Source organism: Serratia sp. CY71090 (assembly GCF_052166845.1).
Classification (GTDB): domain Bacteria; phylum Pseudomonadota; class Gammaproteobacteria; order Enterobacterales; family Enterobacteriaceae; genus Serratia; species Serratia nematodiphila.
The window spans coordinates 263,363-286,713 of sequence record NZ_JBJNOA010000001.1; the positions used below are offsets into that span (position 1 = coordinate 263,363).

General features: G+C 60.2%; 19 protein-coding genes, 1 tRNA gene and 1 other RNA gene. 9 read left to right on the plus strand and 12 right to left on the minus strand.

Annotation, left to right across the window (positions count from 1 at the left end; translation table 11 throughout):
- Positions 1-38 precede the first annotated feature (38 nt).
- Both ACJ8OK_RS01290 and ACJ8OK_RS01295 read left to right on the plus strand, forming a co-directional pair.
- Entirely contained in the window at positions 39-1,199 is a 1,161-nt protein-coding gene (locus tag ACJ8OK_RS01290) for a tail fiber domain-containing protein (protein WP_442530338.1), read from the plus strand.
- Complete coding sequence (locus tag ACJ8OK_RS01295; RefSeq protein WP_072010098.1) at positions 1,196-2,698, plus strand: phage tail fiber protein; 1,503 nt, start codon at positions 1,196-1,198, stop codon at positions 2,696-2,698. The genes ACJ8OK_RS01290 and ACJ8OK_RS01295 overlap by 4 nt, the downstream gene beginning before the upstream one ends.
- 141 nt (positions 2,699-2,839) lie before the next feature.
- Here ACJ8OK_RS01295 and ACJ8OK_RS01300 read toward each other — a convergent pair whose 3' ends face one another.
- From ACJ8OK_RS01300 to ttrS, 3 genes are all read right to left on the minus strand, one after another.
- Positions 2,840-3,082 (minus strand): DinI family protein, encoded by a 243-nt coding sequence (locus tag ACJ8OK_RS01300; RefSeq protein WP_004935803.1) that lies wholly within the window; start codon positions 3,080-3,082, stop codon positions 2,840-2,842.
- Between the two features lie 91 nt (positions 3,083-3,173).
- Positions 3,174-3,773, minus strand: a complete 600-nt coding sequence (gene ttrR, locus ACJ8OK_RS01305) for a tetrathionate respiration response regulator TtrR (RefSeq protein ID WP_033632544.1) — start codon at positions 3,771-3,773, stop codon at positions 3,174-3,176.
- Entirely contained in the window at positions 3,748-5,466 is a 1,719-nt protein-coding gene (gene ttrS / locus ACJ8OK_RS01310; RefSeq protein ID WP_442530439.1) for a tetrathionate respiration histidine kinase TtrS, read from the minus strand. The genes ttrR and ttrS overlap by 26 nt, the downstream gene beginning before the upstream one ends.
- 229 nt (positions 5,467-5,695) lie before the next feature.
- Between ttrS and ttrB the strand changes: the two genes are divergently transcribed.
- The 3 genes from ttrB to ttrA are packed head-to-tail and all read left to right on the plus strand — an operon-like array spanning position 5,696 to position 10,519.
- Positions 5,696-6,433, plus strand: coding sequence for a tetrathionate reductase subunit TtrB (gene ttrB, locus ACJ8OK_RS01315; protein WP_033632546.1), 738 nt, complete (start codon positions 5,696-5,698; stop codon positions 6,431-6,433).
- The gene (gene ttrC, locus ACJ8OK_RS01320; RefSeq protein ID WP_033632547.1) at positions 6,430-7,455 is read left to right on the plus strand and encodes a tetrathionate reductase subunit TtrC; all 1,026 of its coding nucleotides are present in this window, start codon (positions 6,430-6,432) and stop codon (positions 7,453-7,455) included. Before ttrB ends, ttrC begins: the two co-directional genes overlap by 4 nt.
- The gene (gene ttrA, locus ACJ8OK_RS01325) at positions 7,448-10,519 is read left to right on the plus strand and encodes a tetrathionate reductase subunit TtrA (protein WP_442530339.1); all 3,072 of its coding nucleotides are present in this window, start codon (positions 7,448-7,450) and stop codon (positions 10,517-10,519) included. The genes ttrC and ttrA overlap by 8 nt, the downstream gene beginning before the upstream one ends.
- Before the next feature lie 47 nt (positions 10,520-10,566).
- Here the strand turns inward: ttrA and ACJ8OK_RS01330 are convergent.
- The 4 genes from ACJ8OK_RS01330 to ACJ8OK_RS01345 form a co-directional block, all read right to left on the minus strand.
- A non-coding RNA gene (locus ACJ8OK_RS01330) (RtT sRNA) lies at positions 10,567-10,695 on the minus strand.
- Positions 10,696-10,730: 35 nt separating this feature from the next.
- A tRNA-Pro gene (locus tag ACJ8OK_RS01335) sits at positions 10,731-10,807 on the minus strand.
- 78 nt (positions 10,808-10,885) lie between these two features.
- Complete coding sequence (gene yejM / locus ACJ8OK_RS01340; RefSeq protein ID WP_048324436.1) at positions 10,886-12,667, minus strand: LPS biosynthesis-modulating metalloenzyme YejM; 1,782 nt, start codon at positions 12,665-12,667, stop codon at positions 10,886-10,888.
- A gap of 9 nt (positions 12,668-12,676) precedes the next feature.
- A complete protein-coding gene (locus tag ACJ8OK_RS01345) occupies positions 12,677-12,904 on the minus strand; it encodes a YejL family protein (RefSeq protein WP_004935782.1) in 228 nt (75 codons plus the stop codon).
- A gap of 211 nt (positions 12,905-13,115) precedes the next feature.
- Between ACJ8OK_RS01345 and yejK the strand changes: the two genes are divergently transcribed.
- Positions 13,116-14,123 (plus strand): nucleoid-associated protein YejK, encoded by a 1,008-nt coding sequence (gene yejK / locus ACJ8OK_RS01350; protein ID WP_166445269.1) that lies wholly within the window; start codon positions 13,116-13,118, stop codon positions 14,121-14,123.
- An 84-nt stretch (positions 14,124-14,207) separates the two neighbouring features.
- Here yejK and rplY read toward each other — a convergent pair whose 3' ends face one another.
- Together rplY and ACJ8OK_RS01360 are read right to left on the minus strand one after the other, a co-directional pair.
- Positions 14,208-14,492, minus strand: a complete 285-nt coding sequence (rplY, locus tag ACJ8OK_RS01355; protein WP_004935776.1) for a 50S ribosomal protein L25 — start codon at positions 14,490-14,492, stop codon at positions 14,208-14,210.
- 162 nt (positions 14,493-14,654) lie between these two features.
- Complete coding sequence (locus tag ACJ8OK_RS01360; protein WP_004935773.1) at positions 14,655-16,412, minus strand: DEAD/DEAH box helicase; 1,758 nt, start codon at positions 16,410-16,412, stop codon at positions 14,655-14,657.
- A gap of 319 nt (positions 16,413-16,731) precedes the next feature.
- Here ACJ8OK_RS01360 and rsuA point away from each other — a divergent pair, with 319 nt between their 5' ends.
- The 3 genes from rsuA to ACJ8OK_RS01375 all read left to right on the plus strand — a co-directional run bounded on the left by rsuA (position 16,732) and on the right by ACJ8OK_RS01375 (position 19,622).
- On the plus strand, positions 16,732-17,445 hold the full coding sequence (gene rsuA, locus ACJ8OK_RS01365) for a 16S rRNA pseudouridine(516) synthase RsuA (protein WP_442530340.1): 714 nt from the start codon (positions 16,732-16,734) through the stop codon (positions 17,443-17,445).
- 41 nt (positions 17,446-17,486) lie between these two features.
- Entirely contained in the window at positions 17,487-18,683 is a 1,197-nt protein-coding gene (locus ACJ8OK_RS01370) for a Bcr/CflA family multidrug efflux MFS transporter (protein WP_442530341.1), read from the plus strand.
- 594 nt (positions 18,684-19,277) lie between these two features.
- Complete coding sequence (locus ACJ8OK_RS01375; RefSeq protein WP_004935763.1) at positions 19,278-19,622, plus strand: YejG family protein; 345 nt, start codon at positions 19,278-19,280, stop codon at positions 19,620-19,622.
- Positions 19,623-19,630: 8 nt separating this feature from the next.
- On the opposite strand, the gene yejF is transcribed toward ACJ8OK_RS01375, so the two are convergent.
- From yejF to ACJ8OK_RS01390, 3 genes are read right to left on the minus strand one after another with little or no spacing between them, the layout of a single operon-like run.
- The gene (gene yejF / locus ACJ8OK_RS01380; RefSeq protein ID WP_060559957.1) at positions 19,631-21,232 is read right to left on the minus strand and encodes a microcin C ABC transporter ATP-binding protein YejF; all 1,602 of its coding nucleotides are present in this window, start codon (positions 21,230-21,232) and stop codon (positions 19,631-19,633) included.
- A 1-nt stretch (position 21,233) separates the two neighbouring features.
- Positions 21,234-22,259 carry an ABC transporter permease gene (locus tag ACJ8OK_RS01385; RefSeq protein ID WP_015378535.1) on the minus strand — a complete coding sequence of 342 codons (1,026 nt, stop codon included), beginning with the start codon at positions 22,257-22,259 and terminating at the stop codon, positions 21,234-21,236.
- Complete coding sequence (locus tag ACJ8OK_RS01390; protein ID WP_442530342.1) at positions 22,256-23,347, minus strand: microcin C ABC transporter permease YejB; 1,092 nt, start codon at positions 23,345-23,347, stop codon at positions 22,256-22,258. Before ACJ8OK_RS01390 ends, ACJ8OK_RS01385 begins: the two co-directional genes overlap by 4 nt.
- Between the last annotated feature and the right edge of the window lie 4 nt (positions 23,348-23,351).

Here is a 23,351-nt window from a genome sequence, read left to right on the forward strand (position 1 = left end):
TAACGAGGTTTTTATCAGGCTAATTTAGGAGGATACTTATGCCAGTAGGCACTCTCACCCTAACGAGTAATTCCATAATAGTAAAAGGTACCGGAACGGCCTTTAATACCGAATTAAAATCCGGTGATTTCATCGTGAGCGTGGTCGGCGGCGTCACCTATACGCTGCCGGTGAAAGCCGTTGACAACGCCACACAGGCCACGCTGATTAAAGCCTATGATGGCCCAACGCAGGCGGGCGCAGCATGGTATGCCGTTCCGCGCGACGCGATGAACGCCATCACCGCCCAGTTGGTTGCCGAGACGGCCAAAGCCCTGCGTGGGCTGAACCTCGATAAAGAGAACTGGCAGCAGGTCTTCAGCAATACCGGAAATATTACCGTTAAGTTGCCGGATGGCAGCACCTATGGCGGTCCGGCTTGGAATAATATTACAGCTTCACTCAATAATAAGTTAGACAAGACGATTAGCGCTGCCCAGGAAATTAAAGGTTCACTGTCTTTACAGGGTTCTTTGGTGACAGGGCAAACGGCAAACCTTGACGTGGGGGGATATTCACGTTTCCGTAAGTCAACGACATTTGATGATACCATGATGGGGCGAAATGGCATTCATTTAAACTCTGGTGATACGGGGTCGTCTAATGTTCGTGCTGAAAAGACGTTTACCAGATCTACCGGAACTGTAGATGGCCCGACATTACTATCGGTCATGACAACAGCAGGTGGCGTTGTCACTGCCATGCAAATGTTTTGTCGTCGCGAAATTGGCGTAACTGATTATGGTGCGATTTCATTTAAGGATTACGCCAATGTCTGGCATGAGGTGCGTCTACAGAATAATGGAGACTTTAATAATTTAACCGGAAATTGGGTGACCGGCTCAGACCTTAGAATTAAAACGGAAGTAAAAGAAATTGAAGACCCTATAACACTCATTCGCGGTTTAAAACTCTACACCGGCAAGCGTGATGGCAAGCCATTTATCGGTGGTATCGCACAAGAAATTGAAAAGAAACTTCCCCAGGTTGTTGCTGAAGGTGGTTCTTTAGAATTGCAAAACGGCGAAACTGTTACTCGGGTAAAATCCGTCGATTATTCAACGCTGGGATATGTGGCCCTGGCCGCATTGAATCAGGCTCTGGATAGAATCGATCGCCAGGATGAATTAATCAAAGAACTCATGGAGAAAGTGCAATGACATTAATCAGCGGCGTATTAAAAGGCCCTTACGGCGATCCTCGTTCCGGCGTAACCATTACCCTGCGCGCAGTCAGGACCTCGTCAACGGTATTGAGCTTGGCTAAATCACAATCAGTGACGGATGATAGCGGTAAATATTCCCTACCCGTGGAGGCGGGCGCTTACGAGGTCATTATCTCTGTGTATGGTGCGCAGCCGGAGCGAGTGGGGGCTATCGAAGTTTATAACGATTCCTTGCCTGGCACGCTCAATGATTTCCTAGGCCGGCCAGGGGAAAGCGATATCACGCCGGAGATTGTGCAAACCGTCGATCGCTTGCGTGCCGAGGCGGCTTTGTCTGCCGACAAATCAGCAGCATCAGCAGCGGCGGCAAAAGTCAGTGAGCAGAATGCAGCCGAAAATAGCAAAGTCGTTACCGCCGCTGGTTTTGCTTCTGGTCCTGTTCATACAGCTGATATTTTTTCTTCGAATAATCAGTCAAGTATTCGTCGCTATACCATCGCGACCGCCAACAGGCCTGGCGGGGCAACTGGCGGCGTATTGGTTTTACCCGTTGATGGTGGGCCGTCGAGTGCGTATTTTGCAACATCGGTTGAACGGAAAGCTTGGGTCGGTAGTTCAACCCCCGCAGCCGCTTCAACCATTTCTTGGTCTCGATTATTCAGCACGACAGATCTCCCAGGGGTGGCCGACATTTCAGACTTGAAATATTGGGGATTAACAAAAGGCGTGTCAGCAGCTTCCAAAGGAAACTTCAATGCGCAAATGCAAAGCCGCCGGGGGTATGCGGCTACCGATCCGATCGGTAATCCATTCAAAGATACCGGGACTTATTTCCTCGATACGCGCTCATGGGCAGTGACGCAAGCGGGAACCGACGACAGCTATCGAACGGTGCAAACCTGTTACGGCTATGGCGTGAGTGCTGCGCAAACGGGGAAAATTGCCGTGCGCAGCTGGAATGGCACCGCGTTTACCCCCTGGGTTTGGATGTGGTCGGAAGCCAACACCACGGTTGACGGCAACGGTTTTATCAAGAAAGCCTCGCCGATCGCCAGATTGTCCGCTGCGCCTGAGCATATGCAGGCTGACTATCTGGAAGGCGGCTTTGCGCTGGCCGGTTGCGCGGCGGTTAATGGTGAGGCGGACGGGGTGAGCGCAGAGCGAATCTCCGTCGGCGTTTATCAGTTGAATGGCTCACTGGGGTTGGCAAAGGAGGGCTGGACCATTGAGGTGCCGCAGGATGTCAATGGTAACCGCCTGTGCTTTGTGGAAACCGCTACCGATAGCGACGGTGGCATCACGGTGAAAATCAGCAAACGCCGTTTTGACATCGATACCGCAACGGTCGTGGCCGGCGAAGCGATGGATATCCCTGAAGGGCGCTGGATCGATCTGCGCCTCGCCATGCCGGCGCGCGAAAGGGTGGAAGTGCTGCCGCCGGAGGCGCTGGTATCAAACGATGACACGTCATCGGAAACCAACGCGGTTTCATAAATAAAGTGGATGCCAGGTAAAATGCCGGTGCAGTAGGTTATTGGCCGTCTAATGCATCGGCGCCGGCATTATCACCGAGAGGCTCGGGCAAACACGCGACCCGTTCCGCCTGGCAAGGTTCCCGCTGGGGGTTACTGCTCGTCAAATATCAGTGACCAGCCACTGATCCGCTTCTTCGAACATCTCTTCCAACATTCGGTTCAGCTTCTCACGATCGCTTTTGCTGGCGTCGGAGTTCAGGCCGTTGGCCTGCATCGGTTTCACGCGCACGTCAGCTTCCGGGAACAGCGCATGCACGCGTTTTTCCAGCTCGTTGCGAATAATCTCGGCGGCGTTGGGCAGCCCAGCGACGTTGCGTTTGTCGTACACCAATTCTACAAACATGACTCACCTGTAAATACTGATTTAATGTACAGTATTCTGGCCTGAGGAAGGCCGGTTGGCAAGAGGGGGCGCGGAATTTTGCATGATGCGTTCATTCGTGCGCGGCGTGCGGTAACCCCTGCAACTGAATCACTAATTCCGCCAGGCTGGCGGCTTGCATTTTCTCCATCACTTTCGCCCGGTGAACCTCTACGGTGCGCAGGGCGATATTCAACCGCTCCGCCATTTCCCTGTTCATCATTCCTCGCACCACCAGCTGCGCGATGTCGCGTTCTTTCGGCGTGAGCGTGCGGTAGCGGCCGCAAGTTTCATGGCGTCGCCAGGCTTTGGCCGAGACCTGCCGCGCCCGTTCGAGGGCGGCGATCAGCGGTTCAGCGGCGATCGGTTTTTGCAGGAAGTCCACCGCGCCGTACTTCATCTGCTCCACCGCCATCGGCACGTCGCCATGGCCGGACAGGAACACCACCGCCAGCGTGCTGCCGAGGCGGCGCAGCTCAGCGTAGGCCTGGTGCCCATCGAGTTTCGGCATCCGCATGTCCAGCAAGACGATCCCGGTCTGAAACAGATCGGCCTGCGCCAAAAAGTCGGTGCTGTCATTCCAGCATTGCACGTCGTGGCCGAGGCTGGTCAGCAAAAAACGGCAGGCGTCGGTAACGGCGACGTCATCATCCACCAGATGAATTAGCGACATGGTTTTCCTCATCGTTAAATATGAAATGCAGGGTGACGCATAGCCCATTGCGGCTGTCGGGGGCGGGGCCGTTAGCCAGTTGGATCTCGCCGCCGCCATAGCGGGCCAGGCGGCGGCAAATGGCCAACCCCAGCCCCATGCCGCCGGCCTTGGTGGTGTTGAAGGGGCGGAAAGCCTGCTCCAGCCCGGCCGCGCTCATCCCGCCCGCGTTGTCCTGCAAATGTACATCGAGCGCCCGTTCGTGCTCGTCGGCGGAAAGCCAGACGGCGTTGGCGCCGGCCTGCGCCGCATTCAGCAGCAGGTTCGCCAGCAGCTGTTCCAGCAGCGCCGGCGGCAGGGTTAGCCTCAGCGAAGGCGCCACGTTGTTGAACAGTTTCAGGTCGGGGTAGCGCTGCGTCAGGCGCAGCAGTGCCCACACCCGCTCGGCGGTTTCGTTCACCGCGATGGGGCGCCAGCTCGCCTTGTCTACCGTCTCGGTGGGGGGCTGCACCCACTGGCGCAGGTTATGAATCGTCTCGCCGCCGCGCTGCGCCTGCCGATCAATATTTTCCAGCGGCGTCAGCAGCGGGTGCCCGGCGTCCGTTTTGCGCAGTTGGATCAGGCACCCTTGCGCATAGTGGCGAATGGCTGCCAGCGGCTGGTTGAGCTCATGCGCAAAGCCGGAGGCCATCTCTCCCAGCACGTTCAACTGCCTGGCGTTCTCCAGCGCCTGCTCCTGACGGCGCAGTTGTTCTCCGGCATGGAGCAGCTGTCGCCCACGCCGGCGCACCAGCAGCGCGATCCAGATATGGTTGACGATCAACAGCGCCAGCACCGCCAGCGACAGGCTGACGGCCGTCTGATGCTGGATCAGCCAGCTCTTGATATCCAGCCACAGGCGCCGCTGTTCCGGGTGCTGATTGACGGCGCGCAGCAGCGCTTCCACCGTGCTGGTCGAGGCCGGTGCGCCCCACTGAAAGGGAGACTGCGGCGGTGCGGTCAGCAAGGCTCTTGCCACCGCATCCACCAGTGAGTTATCCAGACCGGGCAGGGCGGCGAACGACCAGTTGGGATAAAGCGGCGTGCTGGTGACGCAGGGAACCGATGTGGGCCGTTGCAACAGCGGGCGAAAATCCGCCGGGTTGATCAAGCCTTCCTGACCCATTTTCTCCAGCAGACAGACGGGAACGATAGCGGCCTGAATGGCGCGCTCGCGCAACAGATAGAGCAGGGCGTCGGCAGGGAAACCGGTAAAGCGCAGGTGAAAATCGCGCTCGGGCCGCATACCGGCATCGCTGAGCGCCTTATAGCCGGTCAGATAGCCGCCGAAGGCCTGCGGATCGATGGCGCCCACCGTTTTGCCCATCAGCGCCTGCGGCGTCGTTATGCCGCTGTCGCGCCGCACCAAAATCACGCTGCCGATGATGTTGCCCGTTGCCCGATCGCCGTTGGCGGCGCGCAACGACGCCAGCCAGCGCAGATGATAGTGGCTGTTCAACTGCACGAACTGCGCCGGATTAGTGACCACGAACTGCACGCTGCCCCGATTGACCGCTTCGCGCATCTGCGCCAGATCGAGCGGCTGCAGGCGGAAGCGCTCACCGCCGACGCTGCCGTTGAGCCTGTCGTTCAGCGGCTGCCAGTCACGCGCGGTCGCCGCATCGCCGCGCATCGCCAGCACGCCGACCGACCACTCGCCCGCCTGTGCCGCCATCCCCCAGCCGAGACTGAGCAGCAGTAATAACACGACCCTCACGGCCCCTCCTGATGGGTAATCTGCCTGCCGTCACTTGTTTTAGATCAACGTTAGGTCCGGTATGTGGTTAACCACAATAGAGCTGAGCCCAATGTCATTTTTACACTGTAAATCATCGACATTGTTTATTCATCTAACGGGCATCAATAGCGTGATCGGGGTGATGCCCAGGACGTGGGAGAGGCGCATGGATTTCGGTAAACGGCAGTTTTTACAGCGGCTGGGCGTGTTGACGGCGGGGGCTTCGCTGATCTCCGTGGCGGAGGCCGGGCTGACGTTAGCACCGACGCGGCGCGAGGGGGATGCGAGCCGCCGTTACGCGATGCTGATCGACCTGCGGCGCTGCGTAGGGTGCCAGGCTTGTACCGTGAGCTGCGCCATTGAAAACCAGACGCCGCACGGGGAGTTTCGCACCACGGTAAACCAGTATCAGGTCAGCCTCGAAGGCGAAGCCGCTGCGACCAACGTGCTGTTGCCCAGGCTGTGCAATCACTGCGACAACCCGCCCTGCGTGCCGGTATGTCCGGTACAGGCCACCTTCCAGCGCGAGGACGGGATCGTGGTGGTCGACAACAAACGCTGCGTGGGTTGCGCCTATTGCGTACAGGCCTGTCCGTACGATGCCCGTTTTATCAATCACACCACCCAAACGGCGGACAAATGCACCTTTTGCGTGCACCGGCTGGAGGCGGGATTGTTGCCGGCATGCGTGGAGTCGTGCGTGGGAGGGGCGCGGATCATCGGCGATATGCGCGATCCGCACAGCATGTTGAGCAAGCTGCTGCGGCGCCACGAGGCCGAGATAAAAGTCCTCAAGCCGGAGAACCAAACCGCGCCCCACGTGTTCTATCTGGGGCTGGATGATGCCTTCGTCACGCCGCTGCCGGGGCGGGCGCAGGTCGCCTTATGGGGAGAAAGACGATGAGCCGCCAACTGATGATCGCAGAAGTGCTGAGCCAGCCGCAGGCGGTGAGCTGGCTGCCGTGGGCCGTACAATATTTCTTCTTTATCGGCATCGCCGCCTGCGCCGCGCTGCTGGCCTGCGTGTGGCGCTGGCGCGGTGGAGATAACGCCGCGCATCTGGAGCGCATGGCGCTGTTTATCGGGCTGACGTGCGCCATTACCGCGCCGCTGGCGTTGACCGCCGACCTGCATCAAACCGCCCGTTTCTGGCATTTCTACGCCTACCCGACGCCCTGGTCGTGGATGCCGTGGGGCGCGCTGTTCTTGCCGCTGTTTACCCTGCTGATCGGCCTGTGGTTTATCGCGATTGAATTTACGCGGCTGACGGGCAGACCGGTTGCGCTGTTGCGTGGGATAGCGCCCGCCTGCGCGCTGGTGGCTATCGGCCTGCTGTTGTACACCGGGCGAGAGGTTTCCATCGTGCGCGCCCGCCCAATTTGGTTCAGCTACGGGTTTCCGATCGTGATGTTCCTCAGCGCGCTGCAGGCGCTCTTGGCTTTGCTGCTGCTGGCGATGCGCGAACGGCCCGGTCTGCAGGCGCCGCTGGCGCGCGGGATGCTGCTGACGTTACTGCTGCTCGGCGGGGCGATCCTGCTGTGGGTATGCGGCGATACGTTATCCGGCGCGGCGGTACGCCACTGGTTGCAGACGCAGGCGATGGCGCGCCGGTATGCCGCGGGATGGATTGCGCTATGGGGGCTGACGCTGGCGTGCGCCGCCTGGGCCGGCTATCGGCGCTTGCCGCGCGGTGGTGCGCCGCTGCTGGTGGCCGGCGCACTAGGGCTGAGCTGGCTGATGCGCTGGACGCTGTTGATCGAAGTACAAACCATCCCGAAATACAGCGCGTCTAACTCCTCTTATAGCCTGCCGCTCGGCACTGACGGTTTGCTGGCGATCGTCGGCACCTTCGGCTTGTGGCTGGCGTTAATGATCATGGTGCGTGAAGCACAGGCGTTTTTACTGCGGAGAAAACAACATGGCTAAACTCACCCGGCGTCAGTGGTTGAAAGTGGGCCTGGCCTTCGGCGGATTGTCCGCTTTCGGCCTGAGCTATCGCGAAGTCGCCAAACGGGCGATCGACGGCTTGATTCACGGTACCTCAGGGCGGGTGACTCTGGATCGCATCAACGGCAACTCCCTGCCGCCAGAAGGGCGGGCAATGCCGGAATGGCAAGGCAATCCGCAACAGGCCATCTCGATGACCCAATGTTTCGGCTGCTGGACGCAATGCGGCGTGCGGGTACGGGTGGACAGGCAGACCGACCGGGTATTGCGCATTGCCGGCAACCCTTATCATCCGTTGTCTCAGGAACGGCACGTCGACTCTGCGTTGCCGCTGCAGGACGCGTTGGCGCAGTTGGGCGGCGAAAGCGGCCTCGACGCCCGTTCCACCGCCTGCGCGCGCGGCGCCACGTTGCTGGAGGGGCTTTACAGCCCGCTGCGCGTCCTGGAGCCGATGAAGCGCGTCGGCAAACGCGGCGAGGGCAAGTGGCAGCGCATCAGCTTTGAGCAGTTGATCGCCGAAGTGGTGGAGGGCGGCAATCTGTTCGGCGAGGGGCATGTGGACGGCCTGCGGGCGATCCGCGATCTGGAGACGCCGATCGATGCCCGACGGCCGGGGCTGGGGCCAAAAGCCAACCAGCTATTGGTGACCAATGCCGGTGACGACGGGCGCGATAGCTTCCTGCGGCGCTTCGCCCAGAACAGTTTCGGCAGCAAAAACTTCGGCGCGCACGGCGCTTACTGCGGGCTGGCCTACCGTGCCGGTTCCGGCGCGTTGATGAACGATCTGGACAAGAACCCGCACGTGAAACCGGACTGGGAACAGGTCGAATTCGCGCTGTTTATGGGGACCTCACCGGCGCAGTCCGGCAACCCGTTCAAGCGCCAGGCCCGGCAATTGGCCAGCGCCAGATTGCGCAGCGAATTCCGTTATGCGGTAGTGGCGCCGGCGCTGCCGCTGACCACCACGTTGGCGGACGATCATGGCCATTGGATCCCGATATTGCCGGGTACCGACTCGGCGCTGGCGATGGCGATGATCCGTTGGATCCTCGACCACCGGCGTTATCAGGCCGATTATCTCGCCATCCCGTCGGAGGCCGCCATGCAACGCGCCGGCGAGAAGAGCTGGACCAACGCCACGCATCTGGTGATCGCCGAGAGCGAGCATCCGCGGGCGGGGCAGCATCTGACGCAGGCCGATCTGAACGGCGCCGGGTCGGCGTCGCCGCTGGTGGTCAACGGCGCGGGTGAGCTGGTGGCGGCCGAGACGTGCGACAGCGCCGAGCTGTGGGTAACCCGTACGGTGACGCTGCACGATGGCGCGCAGGTGGAGGTGAAAAGCGGCCTCCAGTGTTTGAAAGAGGCCGCCGACAAGCTGTCGCCGGAGGCGTACAGCCGGCAATGCGGCGTGCCGGTGGCACGCATCGCGGCATTGGCCGAGGCCTTTACCGCCCACGGGCGCAAGGCGGCAGTGATCGCCCATGGCGGGATGATGGCGGCGAACGGGTTTTACAATACCTGGGCGGTGATGATGCTTAACGTGCTGATCGGCAACCTGAGCCTGGCGGGGGGCGTGTTCGTCGGCGGCGGTAAATTCAACGGCTTCGCCGAGGGGCCGCGCTATAACCTGGTCGAGTTTCCTGGCCTGGTAAAACCGAAAGGGCTGAATATCGCGCGCAGCAAGGCCGCCTATGAAACCTCCGACGAATACCGCGAAAAAGTGGCGGCGGGCATTTCGCCCTGGCCGGCCAAAGCGCCCTGGTATCCGTTCGTCGCCGGGCAGTTGACCGAGCTGCTGACCTCGGCGCTGGCAGGTTACCCGTATGGGCTGAAAGCCTGGATCTCGAACATGACCAACCCCTTGTACGGTATCGCCGGGTTGCGCGGCGTGGCGGAGGAGCGGCTGAAAGATCCGGCGCGTTTGCCGCTGTTTATCGCTATCGATGCGTTTATCAACGAAACGACGGCGCTGGCCGACTATATCGTCCCGGACACCCATAATTTTGAGAGTTGGGGATTCAGCGCCCCCTGGGGAGGCGTCGCCAGTAAGACCACCACCGCGCGCTGGCCGATAGTGACGCCGGCGACTGCGCAAACGGCACAAGGGCAGCCGATTTCCATGGAGGCGTTTTGCATTGCCATCGCCAAACGCCTGGCATTGCCGGGGTTCGGCGATCGCGCTATCGGCGACGGCCAGGGCGGGCTGCTGCCGCTCAACCGTGCCGAGGATTATTATCTGCGCGCCGCCGCCAACGTGGCGTTTTCCGGCAAGGCGCCGGTGCCGGCCGCGAGGGCGGACGAACTGGCGCTGAGCGGTGTCGATCGCTTGCTGCCGCAACTGGCGCAGACGCTGCGCGCCGATGAGATCGACCGCGTGGCGTTTATCTACAGCCGCGGCGGCCGCTTCGCCGATCACGACAGCGGCCGCCGCGACGGCAGCGTGGGCAACCGCTGGGAGAAACCGCTGCAGATCTGGAATGCGGAAGTGGCGAAGCACCGGCATGCGATCACCGGCGAGCGTTTCAGCGGCTGCCCCACCTGCTACCCGGCGCGTTTGTCGGACGGCCGCGCGGTGGAAGCGCTCTACCCAGAACGGCAGTGGCCGCTGCGCCTGATGTCCTTCAAATCTAATGTGATGAGCAGCTCCACCGCGGTGATCCGGCGCCTGCACGACGTGAAGCCGGTGAACCTGGTGGCCTTGAACCCGGCGGACGGAGCGCGTTTCGGCATTCAACACGGTGATTGGGTGCGCATCAGCACGCCGGGCGGCAGCCGCGAGGCGCAGATCAGTTTGCTGGCGGGGGTGATGCCCGGCGTGATCGCGGTGGAACACGGCTACGGCCACCGGGAGATGGGAGCCAGCCAGCACTACCTGGACGGCGAACCGCTGGCGATGGATGAGCGCATCGCCGCCGGCATCAATCTCAACGATTTGGGCTTTGCCGATCCGACGCGCGAAGTGCCGAACACCTGGCTGGATTGGGTGACCGGTGCGGCGGTGCGTCAGGGTATTCCGGCGGCGATCGTTAAACTTTCCGCGTAAACGGCAGACGAAAAAAAACCTGCTGTAACAGCAGGTTTTCTTAAATTTGGTCGGCATGAGAGGATTATGCGCATCTTCGATGCTTGCCCTGCGGGCCGTTGCTAAAGCAACGTGGTCTCACTTCGTTCGGCTCAAACCTCCTGCGGAGATTCTCATCCTCCCGACGTGCAGACGAAAAAAAACCTGCTGTAACAGCAGGTTTTCTTGAATTTGGTCGGCATGAGAGGATTCGAACCTCCGACCCCCGACACCCCATGACGGTGCGCTACCAGGCTGCGCTACATGCCGACGCTATGAAAAATCATACTACCGATTCCCGATGTTAATGCAAGCGCCTCGCCACTTGATTGCTTTAGTTTTAAGCAGTTAGTTGGCGATAAAGCGTTTTACATCGGTCAACACCTGCAACAGCAGAGCAAGCTGCGGTTTCTCGTCCTTTATCTCTTCGCCGTTCTGATCGTAGACGCGATAGTTGCCATTGTTGTCCAGCATCAGCGTTTGTGTCGGCGTGGTGATCACCAGCTGGTTGCCATCGCCGGTGGCGATCCAGTTGTTGCGGCGCTGGGCGGTGAACAGATCCTCGCCTTGCGAATAGTCTTTCGGCGCGGTTTGCACGTGCAGCAGGCGTTGCATCAAGGTGCGCATGACGTCGTTATGGCCGGTCAGCTTGCTGATGGTCTGCGCCGGGGTGCCCGGCCAGTGGATCACCAACGGCACCTGCAGTTGCGCCTGGTTGAAGGCGGTGCCGGCACCCCATTGGCCTTTGCCGCTGTCGTTGAACTCGACGCCGTGCTCGGCGGTGATCACCACCACGGTTTTATCCAGCAGGCCGCGCTGTTTCAGCGTGTCCAGCACCCGGGCTATCTGAGCATCCACATCTTGCGCGCCGGTGCGGTAGCGCCGAATAAAGTCGGCCGGAACCGGTTTTTTGTCGCCTTCGGTCGGCTCGGCGCCGCTGAAGTTGATATAGGAGAACCACGGCTCTTTGCTACCCTGGTCTGCCAACCAACGTTGCCATTGCTGGGTGGTTTGGGCGTCGCTTTGCGGCGCCGGCGTCGGCAGCGAGAAGTCGGTCAACAGGGCCTGGCGATACAGGCTGGCATTGAAGCCATCGGAGGAGAACAGCCCCAGCTGGTAGCCCCGATCGCCGAGCGCATTGATCAGTGCCGACGGCTTGCGGCCAGCGAGCACGCTGTCCAGATAGGTCGGGGAAATGCCGTAGAACAGGCCGAACAGCCCGGTATCGGCATGGTTGCCCGAACTGTAGTGATCGCTGAAACGCACGTTTTCCTGGGCGAAGCGGGTCAGGGTTGGCATGTCCTGCGCCACGTCTTTGGCGCGAATGCCGTCCACTACGATCATCAGCAGGTTATAGCCGCTGCCTTTATCGCCGTAGCTGAGATCGCTGAGCGGATACTCCACCGATACCGCTTCCGGGTTGCCCTGTTGCACCAGACGGCGCTCATACTCTTGCTGGTCGAGCAGGCCGTGTTTCTCGAGGAACTTGCGCGCGGTCATTGGGTACGAGAGCGGCAGGTTGGCCCGCTGCATGGTGATCGGGCGATAGAAGTTGGCGTCGGCCCAGATATAAATCAGGTGCGACGCGAAAAAGGCGCTGATAAACAGCGCCGCCAGCGGCTTGCCGAAGCGGCGGCGGTTCAGGCTGCGCAGCTTCTGCCAGCTCCAGGTGCCGAACAGCATCTCCACCAGGAAGATCACCGGCACGCAGATAAACATCAGCTGCCAGTCACGCGACAGTTCGCTTTGATCCGGGTTGACCACCAGATCCCACACCACCGGATTGAGGTGCAGGTGGAAATGGGAGAACACTTCGCTGTCGACCAGCAACAGCGTGAGCCCGATGGTGGCCAACGCGGCGGAAATAAATCGCAGCAGCCGCTGCGACATCACCACGAAGGTGAGCGGGAAGATCACCAGCAAATAGCCGGCGAACACGATAAAGCTGAAATGCCCCAGCAGGCTGACAAAGGCATAGACCCGGCCCAGCAGGGATGCGGGCCAGTCGGTGACAAACAGGTAGCGGCTGCCCAGCCCAAGGGCGAGCAGGATATTGAATAAGGCGAACCAGTGCCCCCAGCTGATCATCTGGGAGACTTTTTCACGATAACGCTGACGGTTTGTCACCATAAGTCAATATTAATGTGCTTTATCTTCACGGACAGAAGCCTGCAAGGCTTCCGCGAACGATCTCGCCAGGGTTTTCCGCTGCGCGGGGGCAACGCTGGTGTTGATCAAATTAGTGACCATGTTGCCCAGCACCATCAGGGAAAGATCGGTGGGGGTATGGTGTTTTTCCAGAACATTGACCAGCTCTGAGAGCAGTTGTTCAACGTGTTCGTCACTGTAACGGGATGATTGTGGCATAAAATTGCGCTTAGTAATCTGCAAAGTGCCCTATCTTACCGTATAGGGCAGTGATTTTCCGCTCTTTTATCACTTCCTGTCATTCGGGAAATTGTTCGCCCGCGCCGGGGCGGGGCCCCGCTGTGCCTTTCCGGTTTGCCGCCGCTTTTTAGTATTGCAGGGCGGGGTCTTCAGTGTTTGAATACGCGCCTAAAGAACAGGAGGATTTATCATGAGTCTGGATATCGACCAGATCGCTCTGCACCAATTGGTGAAACGCGACGAGCAAACGCTGGACGTGGTGTTGCGCGATACCTTGCTTCCCACCAACGCGGCGGTGGAAGAAATGATGACGGAACTGCATCGCGTCTACAGCGCCAAGAGCAAGGCCTTGGGCCTGTTCAACGAAGGCAGCGAACTGGCGGAAGCGCTGCGCACTTGCCGCAGGGACGATAAGGACTTTCTGGCCTTCAGCCGCGCGGCGACCGGCCGCCTGCGCGACGAACTGGCAAAGTATCCGTTTGCCGAAGGCGGCGTGGTGCTGTTCGGCCAATACCGTTATCTGGCGGTGGAGTACTTGCTGATCGCGGTGCTGAACAGCCGTAACAGCATGCGCGTCAACGAAGAGCTGGATATCAACACCACGCACTATCTGGACATCAACAACGCCGATATCGTCGCGCGCATCGATCTGACCGAATGGGAAACCAACCCGGAATCGACCCGCTATCTGACCTTCCTGCGCGGGCGCGTAGGCCGCAAGGTCGCCGATTTCTTCATGGATTTCCTGGCGGCGTCCGAAGGGTTGGACACCAAGGCGCAAAACCGCGGGCTGCTGCAGGCGGTGGACGACTACTGCGCCGATGCGCAGTTGGACAAGAACGAGCGCCAGTCGGTGCGCCAACAGGTGTACAGCTACTGCAACGAACAGCTGCAGGCGGGCGAAGAGATTGAACTGCAGGCCCTGTCGCAGGAGCTGTCGCCGGTCGGCGAGAAAGACTTCATGCAGTTCTCCAGCGAGCAAGGGTATGAGTTGGAGGAAAGCTTCCCGGCGGATCGCGGCACGCTGCGCCAGCTGACCAAATTTGCCGGCAGCGGCGGCGGTATCAGCCTGAATTTCGACGCCATGCTGTTGGGCGAGCGCATTTTCTGGGATGCGGCCACCGACACGCTGACCATCAGAGGCACGCCGCCGAACCTGCGCGATCAGCTGCAGCGCCGGACCGGCAGCGGCAAGTAAGCGCGCCGGATCGCAGACAATAAAAAACGCCGCAATTGCGGCGTTCTTTATTTCGGCGTCCCGAAAGGTTCGAAAACGTAGCGATTAAACGCGAACGAAGTCGATGTGAGCCAGTTTTGGCTTGAACGGGTGACGCTGTACAGCCTGAACCTTAACTTTGGTTTCTTTACCGTCGATAACCAGAGTTACTGCTTCGCTGTAGAATTCTGGTTTAGCTTCCATGTTCTTAACAGAATCATGGTCCAATTCGATGGAAACTGCAGCTTCTTTGCCACCGTAAACGATAGCTGGGAATTTGTTTGCTGCACGCAGGCGGCGGCTCGCACCTTTACCCTGGTCTTTACGTACTTCTGCATTGATAGTGAACATTGTTTTTTCTCTTAAAAGAAAATTTACCCTGCTACAGGCGACCCAAGTAGCAAGTTCGGGAATCCGCTTTAACGCTGGGCAGGCCCAGGTAAAGCGCGCGGCATTTTAACGGAAAGCCGCCTGCAGGGCAACGAAAACCTGTCCAGATTGGGGACCGTTCGCTCAGGTCAATTGATTGGCGCGGCGGAAACGGCCTTGATAATCGAACACTTTCTCGCGCACCTGCCAAAACTGGCCGCGTTTGCGCGCCACCACGAAATCCGGATGGCGCAGCGCCTGTTGTTGCGCCAGCACGTCGGCGGCGGTGTGCCAGGCGAACGGCACGCCCGGCGCGCGCTGGTGCGGGCGCAGGAACAGCATCTCGAAGGCTTTGCGCTGCGCCGGCGTCTGCAGGCGGAAGCGCTCGCTGGTGCTGGTGCCGTCCTCGTCGTAATAGGTGGCCTTCAGCCATTCGCCCTTGTCATCGCGGCCGCTCTGCAGTTCCATGCCGCCGCAGCGCAGCACCAGCGCGTCTTTCAGCTTCAGCGCCGCCTTCAGCATGTCATCGGGATCGACCAGCACCTCCTGACACTGATGGCAGCGGCGTGCGGCGATGTCGTTCTCCGCGCCGCAGTGCGGGCAGCTCTTGAACCGGAAGCGGTAATCGCACTGTTCGCGGTGGCCGTCGTCGTCTTCCAGCCAGCCCTGACAGCGGCGGCCGTAGTGCTCGATGATATCGCCGTTCTCGGTGCACTTGCCCCAGAACAGATTGGCGAAGCCGCAGGCCGGGCAGAACACCTGCACCGGCTGGCTGTCGCCGTGCGGCTTGCTGACGCCGACCTCCGGCGTGAACAGATCGTGCGGGTTGCCGGCATAGTCGAGGATCAGACAATCCTCCTTGCCGGGCGCCAGCCGCAGCCCGCGGCCGACGATCTGCTGATACAGGCTGACGGACTCGGTCGGGCGCAGGATCGCGATCAGATCGACGTGCGGCGCGTCGAAACCGGTGGTCAATACCGCTACGTTGACCAGATAGCGCAACTGCTGTTGTTTGAACGCCTCGATCAGCGCATCGCGCTCGGCGGGCGGTGTTTCTGCGCTGACCAGCGCGGCCTCGCCGTTCGGCAGCAGGCCGTGGATCTCGCGGGCGTGCTCGACGGTGGCGGCGAAGATCATCACCCCTTTGCGATCGTCGGCGTACTCCACAATCTGGCTGATAATGTGCGGCGTGACGCGGTTTTGCCGCTTCAGCTCGCGGTTCAGATCCGCTTCGCTGAACAGGCCGTTGCTTCTGGCCTCCAGCCGGCTGAAATCGTACTGCACAATCGGCATGTCCAGCCGCTCAGGCGGCACCAGGAAGCCGTTCTTAATCATATAGCGCAGCGGCAGCTCATAGATGCAGTCGCGAAACAGGCTGGCGCCGTCGCCGCGGGTAAAACCGTGGTAGTGATACTGGTAAATCCAGCCCTTGCCCAGACGATAGGGCGTGGCGGTCAACCCCAGCAGCCGCAGCTGCGGGTTGGTTTTCTGCAAGTGCTGGATGATTTGTTGGTACTGGCTGTCGTCGTCGTCACTGATGCGGTGGCATTCATCGACGATCAGCAGCGAAAAGGCGCCGTCGAACAGCGGCAGGTTGCGCGCCACCGACTGCACGCTGCCGAACACCACTTTGCCGGCGCTCTCTTTTTGTTGCAGACCGGCGGCGAAGATGTCCGCCTCCAGGCCGTAGGCGCAGTATTTGGCGTGGTTTTGCGCCACCAGTTCCTTGACGTGTGCCAACACCAGCACCCGCCCACGGGCGCGCTTCGCCAGTTCGGCGATCACCAGGCTTTTGCCGGCGCCGGTCGGCAGCACGATCAGCGCCGGTTCGGGACGCCGCCGGAAATGGTTGATGGTGGCTTCGACCGCTTCCAGTTGGTAGGGGCGTAGGGTAAAGGCCATAAAATGAACGCCGTAGAGTGGAATGGGCCGCCGGGTACAGGTCTTGTCGCCCCCGTTCCCACAGAAACAGCGACATTTTACGCCCCGGGCGGCCGAAAAATTTCTACTATTATGCCTTCTGCGCGCGCGCGGTGCGAGAAGCGTGAAAATTACCTCTGTCGGGCAACGCGTTGTGTCGCTATACTTGTGTGACAGCAATCGCTGTTCCCCCACGCGATTCCCCCCCTGAACCTGCTATTTGCACCCGGTGCAACGGCGGGCGTCATATTTTGGCAATACGATCAATGCGATCATAACAACGACAGGCAAAGCAGATCCCATGCGATTGGACAAGTTTTTATCTCAGCAGTTAGGCATCAGCCGTGCGCTGGTCGTGCGCGAACTTCGGGCTAAACGCGTCACCGTGGACGGTGAGGTAGTGAAGAGCGGGGCTGTCAAACTGACCCCGGAGCAAGAAGTGGCGTTCGACGGCAATCCGCTGCAGCAGCAGAACGGCCCGCGCTATTTCATGCTCAACAAACCGCAGGGCTACGTCTGCTCTACCGACGATCCCGATCATCCGACGGTGCTGTATTTCCTCGATGAGCCGGTCGCGTACAAGCTGCACGCCGCCGGGCGGTTGGATATCGACACCACAGGGCTGGTGCTGATGACCGACGACGGTCAATGGTCGCACCGTGTCACGTCGCCGCGCCACCACTGCGAGAAAACCTATTTGGTCACGTTGGAGCACCCGTTGGCGGAAGACACCGCGCAGCGTTTCGCTGAAGGGGTGCAACTGCACAACGAGAAAGATCTGACGCGGCCGGCGACGCTGGAGCAGGTCGACGAGCACGTGGTGCGCTTGACCATCAGCGAAGGGCGCTATCACCAGGTGAAGCGGATGTTCGCCGCCGTCGGCAACCGGGTGATCGCGTTGCACCGTGAGCGCATCGGCGCCATCGTGCTGGATGACGATCTGGCGCCGGGCGAATACCGCCCATTGACAGAAGAAGAGATCGCCAGCGTGGGCGCGCCGCACCTGCAGGACTGATAACCGATCATTGATTGCGGCCGCTTAAGGAGTCGTGGAACGTGCAACAGAACCGAACCTCTCATCTCGGTTTGATTTTCATTCTGGGCCTGTTGTCCATGTTGATGCCGTTGGCCATCGACATGTACCTGCCCAGTATGCCGGTGATCGCTGCCCAGTTTGGCGTCGAGTCCGGCAGCGTGCAGATGACGCTCAGCGCCTATATGCTCGGCTTTGCCTTCGGGCAGCTGTTCTATGGGCCGATGTCGGACAGCATCGGCCGCAAACCGGTGATCCTGTGGGGAACGCTGATCTTCGCCATCGCCGGCTGCGCCTGTGCCATGGCGCAGTCGATCGATCAACTGATTGGGCTGCGTTTCCTGCACGGTTTGGGGGCGGCCGCCGCCAGCGTGGTGATCAACGCCCTGATGCGCGATATGTTCACCAAGGATGAGTTCTCGCGCATGATGTCGTTCGTCATTCTGGTGATGACCATTGCGCCGCTGCTGGCGCCGATGATCGGCGGTGCGCTGCTGCTGTGGTTCAGCTGGCACGCCATCTTCTGGACCATGGGCGCTGCGGCGCTGATCGGTTCGCTGCTGGTAGCCTTGTTCATCAAGGAGACGCTGCCGAAAGAGCGGCGCCAGCGGTTCCACCTGCGCACCACGCTGGGCAACTTCGGTTCGCTGTTCCGCCATAAGCGGGTGCTGAGTTACATGTTGGCCAGCGCCTTCTCGTTTGCGGGCATGTTCTCGTTCCTCAGCGCCGGGCCGTTCGTCTACATCGAACTGAACCACGTTTCGCCGCAGCATTTCGGTTACTATTTTGCGCTGAACATCGTCTTCCTGTTCCTGACGACGCTGATCAACAGCCGCAACGTGCGGCGCTTCGGCGCGGTCAAGATGTTCAAGCTGGGGCTGCTGGTACAGCTGGCGATGGGGCTGTGGCTAATGGCGGTGAGCACCGTGGGCCTGGGCTTCTGGGCGCTGGTGATCGGCGTTGCGGTCTATCTGGGGTGCATCGCGATGATCTCCTCCAACGCCATGGCGGTGATCCTGGATGATTTTCCGCATATGGCGGGCACCGCTTCTTCCCTGGCCGGCACGTTGCGCTTCAGCATCGGTGCGCTGGTGGGGGCGGTGCTGTCGATGGCGCCGGGCAAAAGCGCTTGGCCAATGGTCACCTCGATGGCGCTGTGCAGCATCGTGGCGGTGCTGTTCTATGTTTACGCCAGCCGGCCGCGCGATCGCGCAGCCTGACGTTCTCCCGATTCGGGGCGTGTCGCTCCGCATCGTCACGGGGTTGCGCCCTGCCATTTCAGGGTGCAACCGGCAATGAAAAATTTGTTGCTAAATATACGCAAGCTAATCAATTGGCCGCTTTCTCACCTGTGTGCTTTTTGTTAAAAAATTCCGCCGCCGTGCCGCCCAATATTCCCCGGGAGGCGCGGCGCGCTGTCGGCTGAGCCGCGCGGGGGATTTGTATTAGGATTGATGTAAATCAAGGTATTAGCAGCGGTGGCAGCGCTAACGTGACGGGTGAGATGTTTCTTCATTGTAAAAATATGGCGACGAAAAAGTAGTCGCATTGCAAGAAAAAAGAGTTGAGATCGCTGCGGGAAAGGGTTACATATAACGCAAAAATGCGAGCTGAGTCGCAAAATGCCGTGAAATAACACCGCACGGCGCGCCAAAAAGTGGCACGGCATCGGCAAGCACGGGGTCAGGTTAATGGCTTGCGGCAAAATTTACATTTAAATAACATTTGTGCGCGGCAGAGTCGGGAGTCAACGGCTATAACTTAGTAACCCTGTCAGGTAAAAGTGTTTCACCTTTTCAAACTAGGGATTTCATGTGGAGAGTATCCAACTTTCGGTAGTGCATCGCTTGCCGCAAAGTTATCGTTGGCTATCCGGTTTCACCGGCGTGAAGGTCGAACCGATTCCGTTTAACGGAATAGACGAAGATAACAACCTGATTGGGCTGAAGCTGCTCAGCCATGAAGGGGCCGAGGCCTGGCAGGTAATGCAACAGCTCAATCTGTCGCTGCAGGAGATTCAGGTCGACTGTGCGATCGTCGAGTGGGAAGGGGAACCTTGCCTGTTCGTGCAGCGCAGCGACGAGAGCGCCACCATGTGCCGCCTGAAAAACGTTGGTGCCGCGATCGCCGAACCGCTCAGCGCGCAATACCCCTTCTGAATTCGCCGCTAATCCGCCAACTGCAGCAGTTGACGGGTATAGTCGGCTGCGGGCGCCGCGAAAATCGCCCGGCAGTCTCCCTGTTCAACCACTTCCCCCTGTCGCAGTACGATGACCTGGTGACATAGCGAACGCACCACCTGCAGGTCATGGCTGATGAACAGATAAGCCAACCGGTGGCGTTGCTGCAGCGATTTCAGCAGCGTCAGGATCTGCGCCTGCACCGATTTATCCAGTGAAGAGGTCGGCTCGTCGAGGATCAGCAGCTGCGGTTGCAGGATCAGCGCGCGCGCGATGGCGATGCGCTGGCGCTGGCCGCCGGAAAACTCGGTGGGATAGCGGTGGCGAAGCTGCGGATCCAGGCCGACTTCCCGCAACACCTCGATCACGCGTTGTTCCCGCTGCTCGGCGCTAAGCCGCTGGTGCACTTCCAGCCCCTCGGCGATGATCTGCTGCACGTTCAGGCGCGGATTCAGGGCGGAATAGGGATCCTGGAAGACGATTTGCATTCGGCTGCGGTAGGGCAGCATCTGCTTCATCGTGAGCGGGTGCAGCGGTTCGCCGTCGAACCAGATGGCGCCCTGCGAGGCCAGCAGACGCAATAACGCAAGCCCGGTGGTGCTTTTACCCGAGCCGGATTCTCCCACCAGCCCCACGCTTTCCCCGGCGCGCAGCTCGAAACTCAACGATTTCAGCGCATAGTGATAATCCACCGTGCGGCGCAGCAGGCCGCGCCGGATGGGGAAGCGCACCTGCAGATCTTCCACCTTGAGCAGCGGCCGCTCGTCGCCGGGGCGCGCGGTGGGCAACGGCAGCGGCTCACCGACGTCTTCGGCGGCCAGCAGCTGCTGTGTGTAGGGATGCTGCGGCCGGCTGAACAGCTGCGCGCGGCCGTTTTGCTCTACGCAGCGCCCCTGGCGCATTACCGCCACGTTGTCTGCCAGGCGGCGCACGATATTCAGATTATGGGTGATGAACAGCAACCCCATGCCCATCTCCTGCTTCAATTCTTGCAGCAGCGTCAGGATCTGCGCCTGGATAGTCACGTCGAGCGCGGTGGTGGGTTCGTCGGCGATCAGCAGTTTCGGGCGGGTCAACACCGCCATGGCGATCATTACCCGCTGGCGTTCGCCGCCGGACAACTGGTGCGGATAGTCCTGCAGCCGGTTTTTGGCCTGACGGATGCCGACGCGCTCCAGGCATTCGACGATCTCTGCGCGCGCGGCTTCGCGCCGCAGGCCGCGGTGCAGCATCAGCACTTCCGCCAGCTGTTTCTCGATGGTGTGCAGTGGGTTAAGCGACACCATCGGTTCCTGAAAGATCATCGCGATCTGATTGCCGCGCACCTTGCGCAGGTCAGTCTCCGGCGCATGCAGCAACGACTCGCCGTTGAACAGAATATCGCCGGCAGGGTAAACCACCGGCGGCGCGGGCAGCAGACGCAGTATCGACAGGGCGGTGACGCTTTTGCCGGAGCCGGATTCCCCTACCAGCGCCAGCGTTTCCGCCGGCGCTATTTGTAGCGAGAGTTCGTTGACCACCGGCGTGACGGTGTCGCCCTGACGGAAGGCGATGCTGAGATCCTGAATAGCGAGCAAAGGAGTGGCCATATCAATGCGCCTTGCTGGGGTCAAAGGCGTCGCGCACCGCTTCGCCGATAAAGATTAATAACGACAGCAGCACTGCCAATACCAGGAAGGCGGTGATGCCGAGCCACGGCGCCTGCAGATTGTTTTTGCCTTGCAGCAGCAATTCACCGAGCGACGGCGAGCCTATCGGCAGACCGAAACCGAGGAAATCGAGCGACGTCAGGGTGGTGATCGAGCCGCAGAGGATAAACGGCAGGAAGGTCAGCGTCGCCACCATGGCGTTGGGCAGCATATGGCGGGACATGATTACCCGATCCGGCACGCCCATGGCGCGCGCGGCGCGGATATAGTCAAAATTGCGGGTGCGCAGGAATTCGGCGCGCACCACGCCCACCAGGCTCATCCAGCCGAACAGGATGGTGATGCCGAGCAGCCACCAGAAATTGGGCTGGACGATGCTCGACAGCAGAATGATCAGAAACAGCGTCGGCATGCCCGACCACACTTCGATAAAGCGCTGTCCCCACAGATCGAAACGCCCGCCGTAATACCCCTGCGTCGCGCCGACGCACACGCCGATCAGGCTGGAAAACAGCGTCAGCGCCAGACCGAACAACATCGAAATGCGAAAACCGTACAGCACCCGAGCCAGCACGTCGCCGCCGTTGCTGTCGGTGCCCAGCAGGTTGTGCCGCGAAGGCGGCGAAGGGAAGGGCACCTCCGTGGCGAAGTTGATGGTGTCGTAACTGAAGCGGATCGGTGCCCAGACCGCCCAGCCGTGCCGTTCGATCTGCCGCTGCACGAACGGATCCTGATAGTCGGCTTCGGTATTCAGTTCGCCGCCGAAGGCGGTTTCGCTGTAGCTAATCATAAACGGCAGGTACAACCGGCCTTCATAACGCACCAACAGCGGTTTGTCGTTGGCGATCAGATCGGCGGCCAGGCTCAGGGTGAACAGCACCAAAAAGATCCACAGCGACCAGTAGCCGCGGCGGTTGCGGCGAAAACGCGCCCAGCGCGCCTGGTTGATCGGGCTAAGGCGGCTCATTGGCGGGCCTCGAAGTCAATGCGCGGATCGACCAGGGTGTAGGTGATATCGCTGAGGATATTCAACAGCAGGCCGATCAGGGTGAAGATATACAACGTGCCGAACATCACCGGGTAGTCGCGCTGCAGCGTGGCGTCGTAACCCAGCAGCCCCAGGCCGTTGAGCGAGAACATCACCTCAATCAGCAGTGAGCCGGTGAAAAACATGCTGATAAAGGTGGCCGGAAAACCGGCGATCACCAGCAGCATGGCGTTGCGGAACACGTGGCGGTACAGGATCTTTTTCTCGTCCAGGCCTTTGGCGCGGGCGGTGGTGACGTACTGTTTGCGGATCTCGTCGAGGAATGAGTTCTTGGTCAGCATGGTCAGGGTGGCGAAACCGCCGATCACCGTCGCCAGCACCGGCAGCGTGATGTGCCACAGGTAGTCGGCGATCTTCGCCGGCCAGGAGAGGGTGTCGAAGTTGCTCGATACCAGGCCGCGCAGCGGGAACCAGTCGAGATAGCTGCCGCCGGCGAACAGCACGATCATCAGAATGGCGAACAGAAAAGCCGGAATGGCGTAGCCGATAATGATCAGCGTGCTGCTCCAGGTATCGAACACGCTGCCATTGTGGACGGCCTTGCGGATGCCGAGCGGGATCGACACCAGATAGATGATCAGCGTGCTCCAAAGGCCCAGCGTGATGGAGACCGGCAGGCTCTGGCCGATCAGCTGCATCACCGAAGCGCCGCGAAACAGGCTGTCGCCGAAGTCGAAGCGCATATAATTCCACAGCATGGTGAAGTAGCGCTCGTGCAGCGGTTTGTCGAAGCCGTAACGCTTAGTGATCTCGGCGATCACCTCCGGATCCAGGCCGCGCGAACCGCGATATTGGCCGTCGCCAGCCGCGATGCCCGTCCGGGCGTGGCCCAGGCCTTCGCCGACACCGCCGCTGCCAAACCCGCTGCCGTGCCCCAGCTCAATGGCGGCGATGGCCTGATCGACCGGACCGCCGGGGGCGATTTGCACGATAAAAAAGTTGATGGTGATGATCGCCCACAGCGTGGGGATCACCAATAACAGTCTGCGTATCAGATAGGCCGCCATTCCG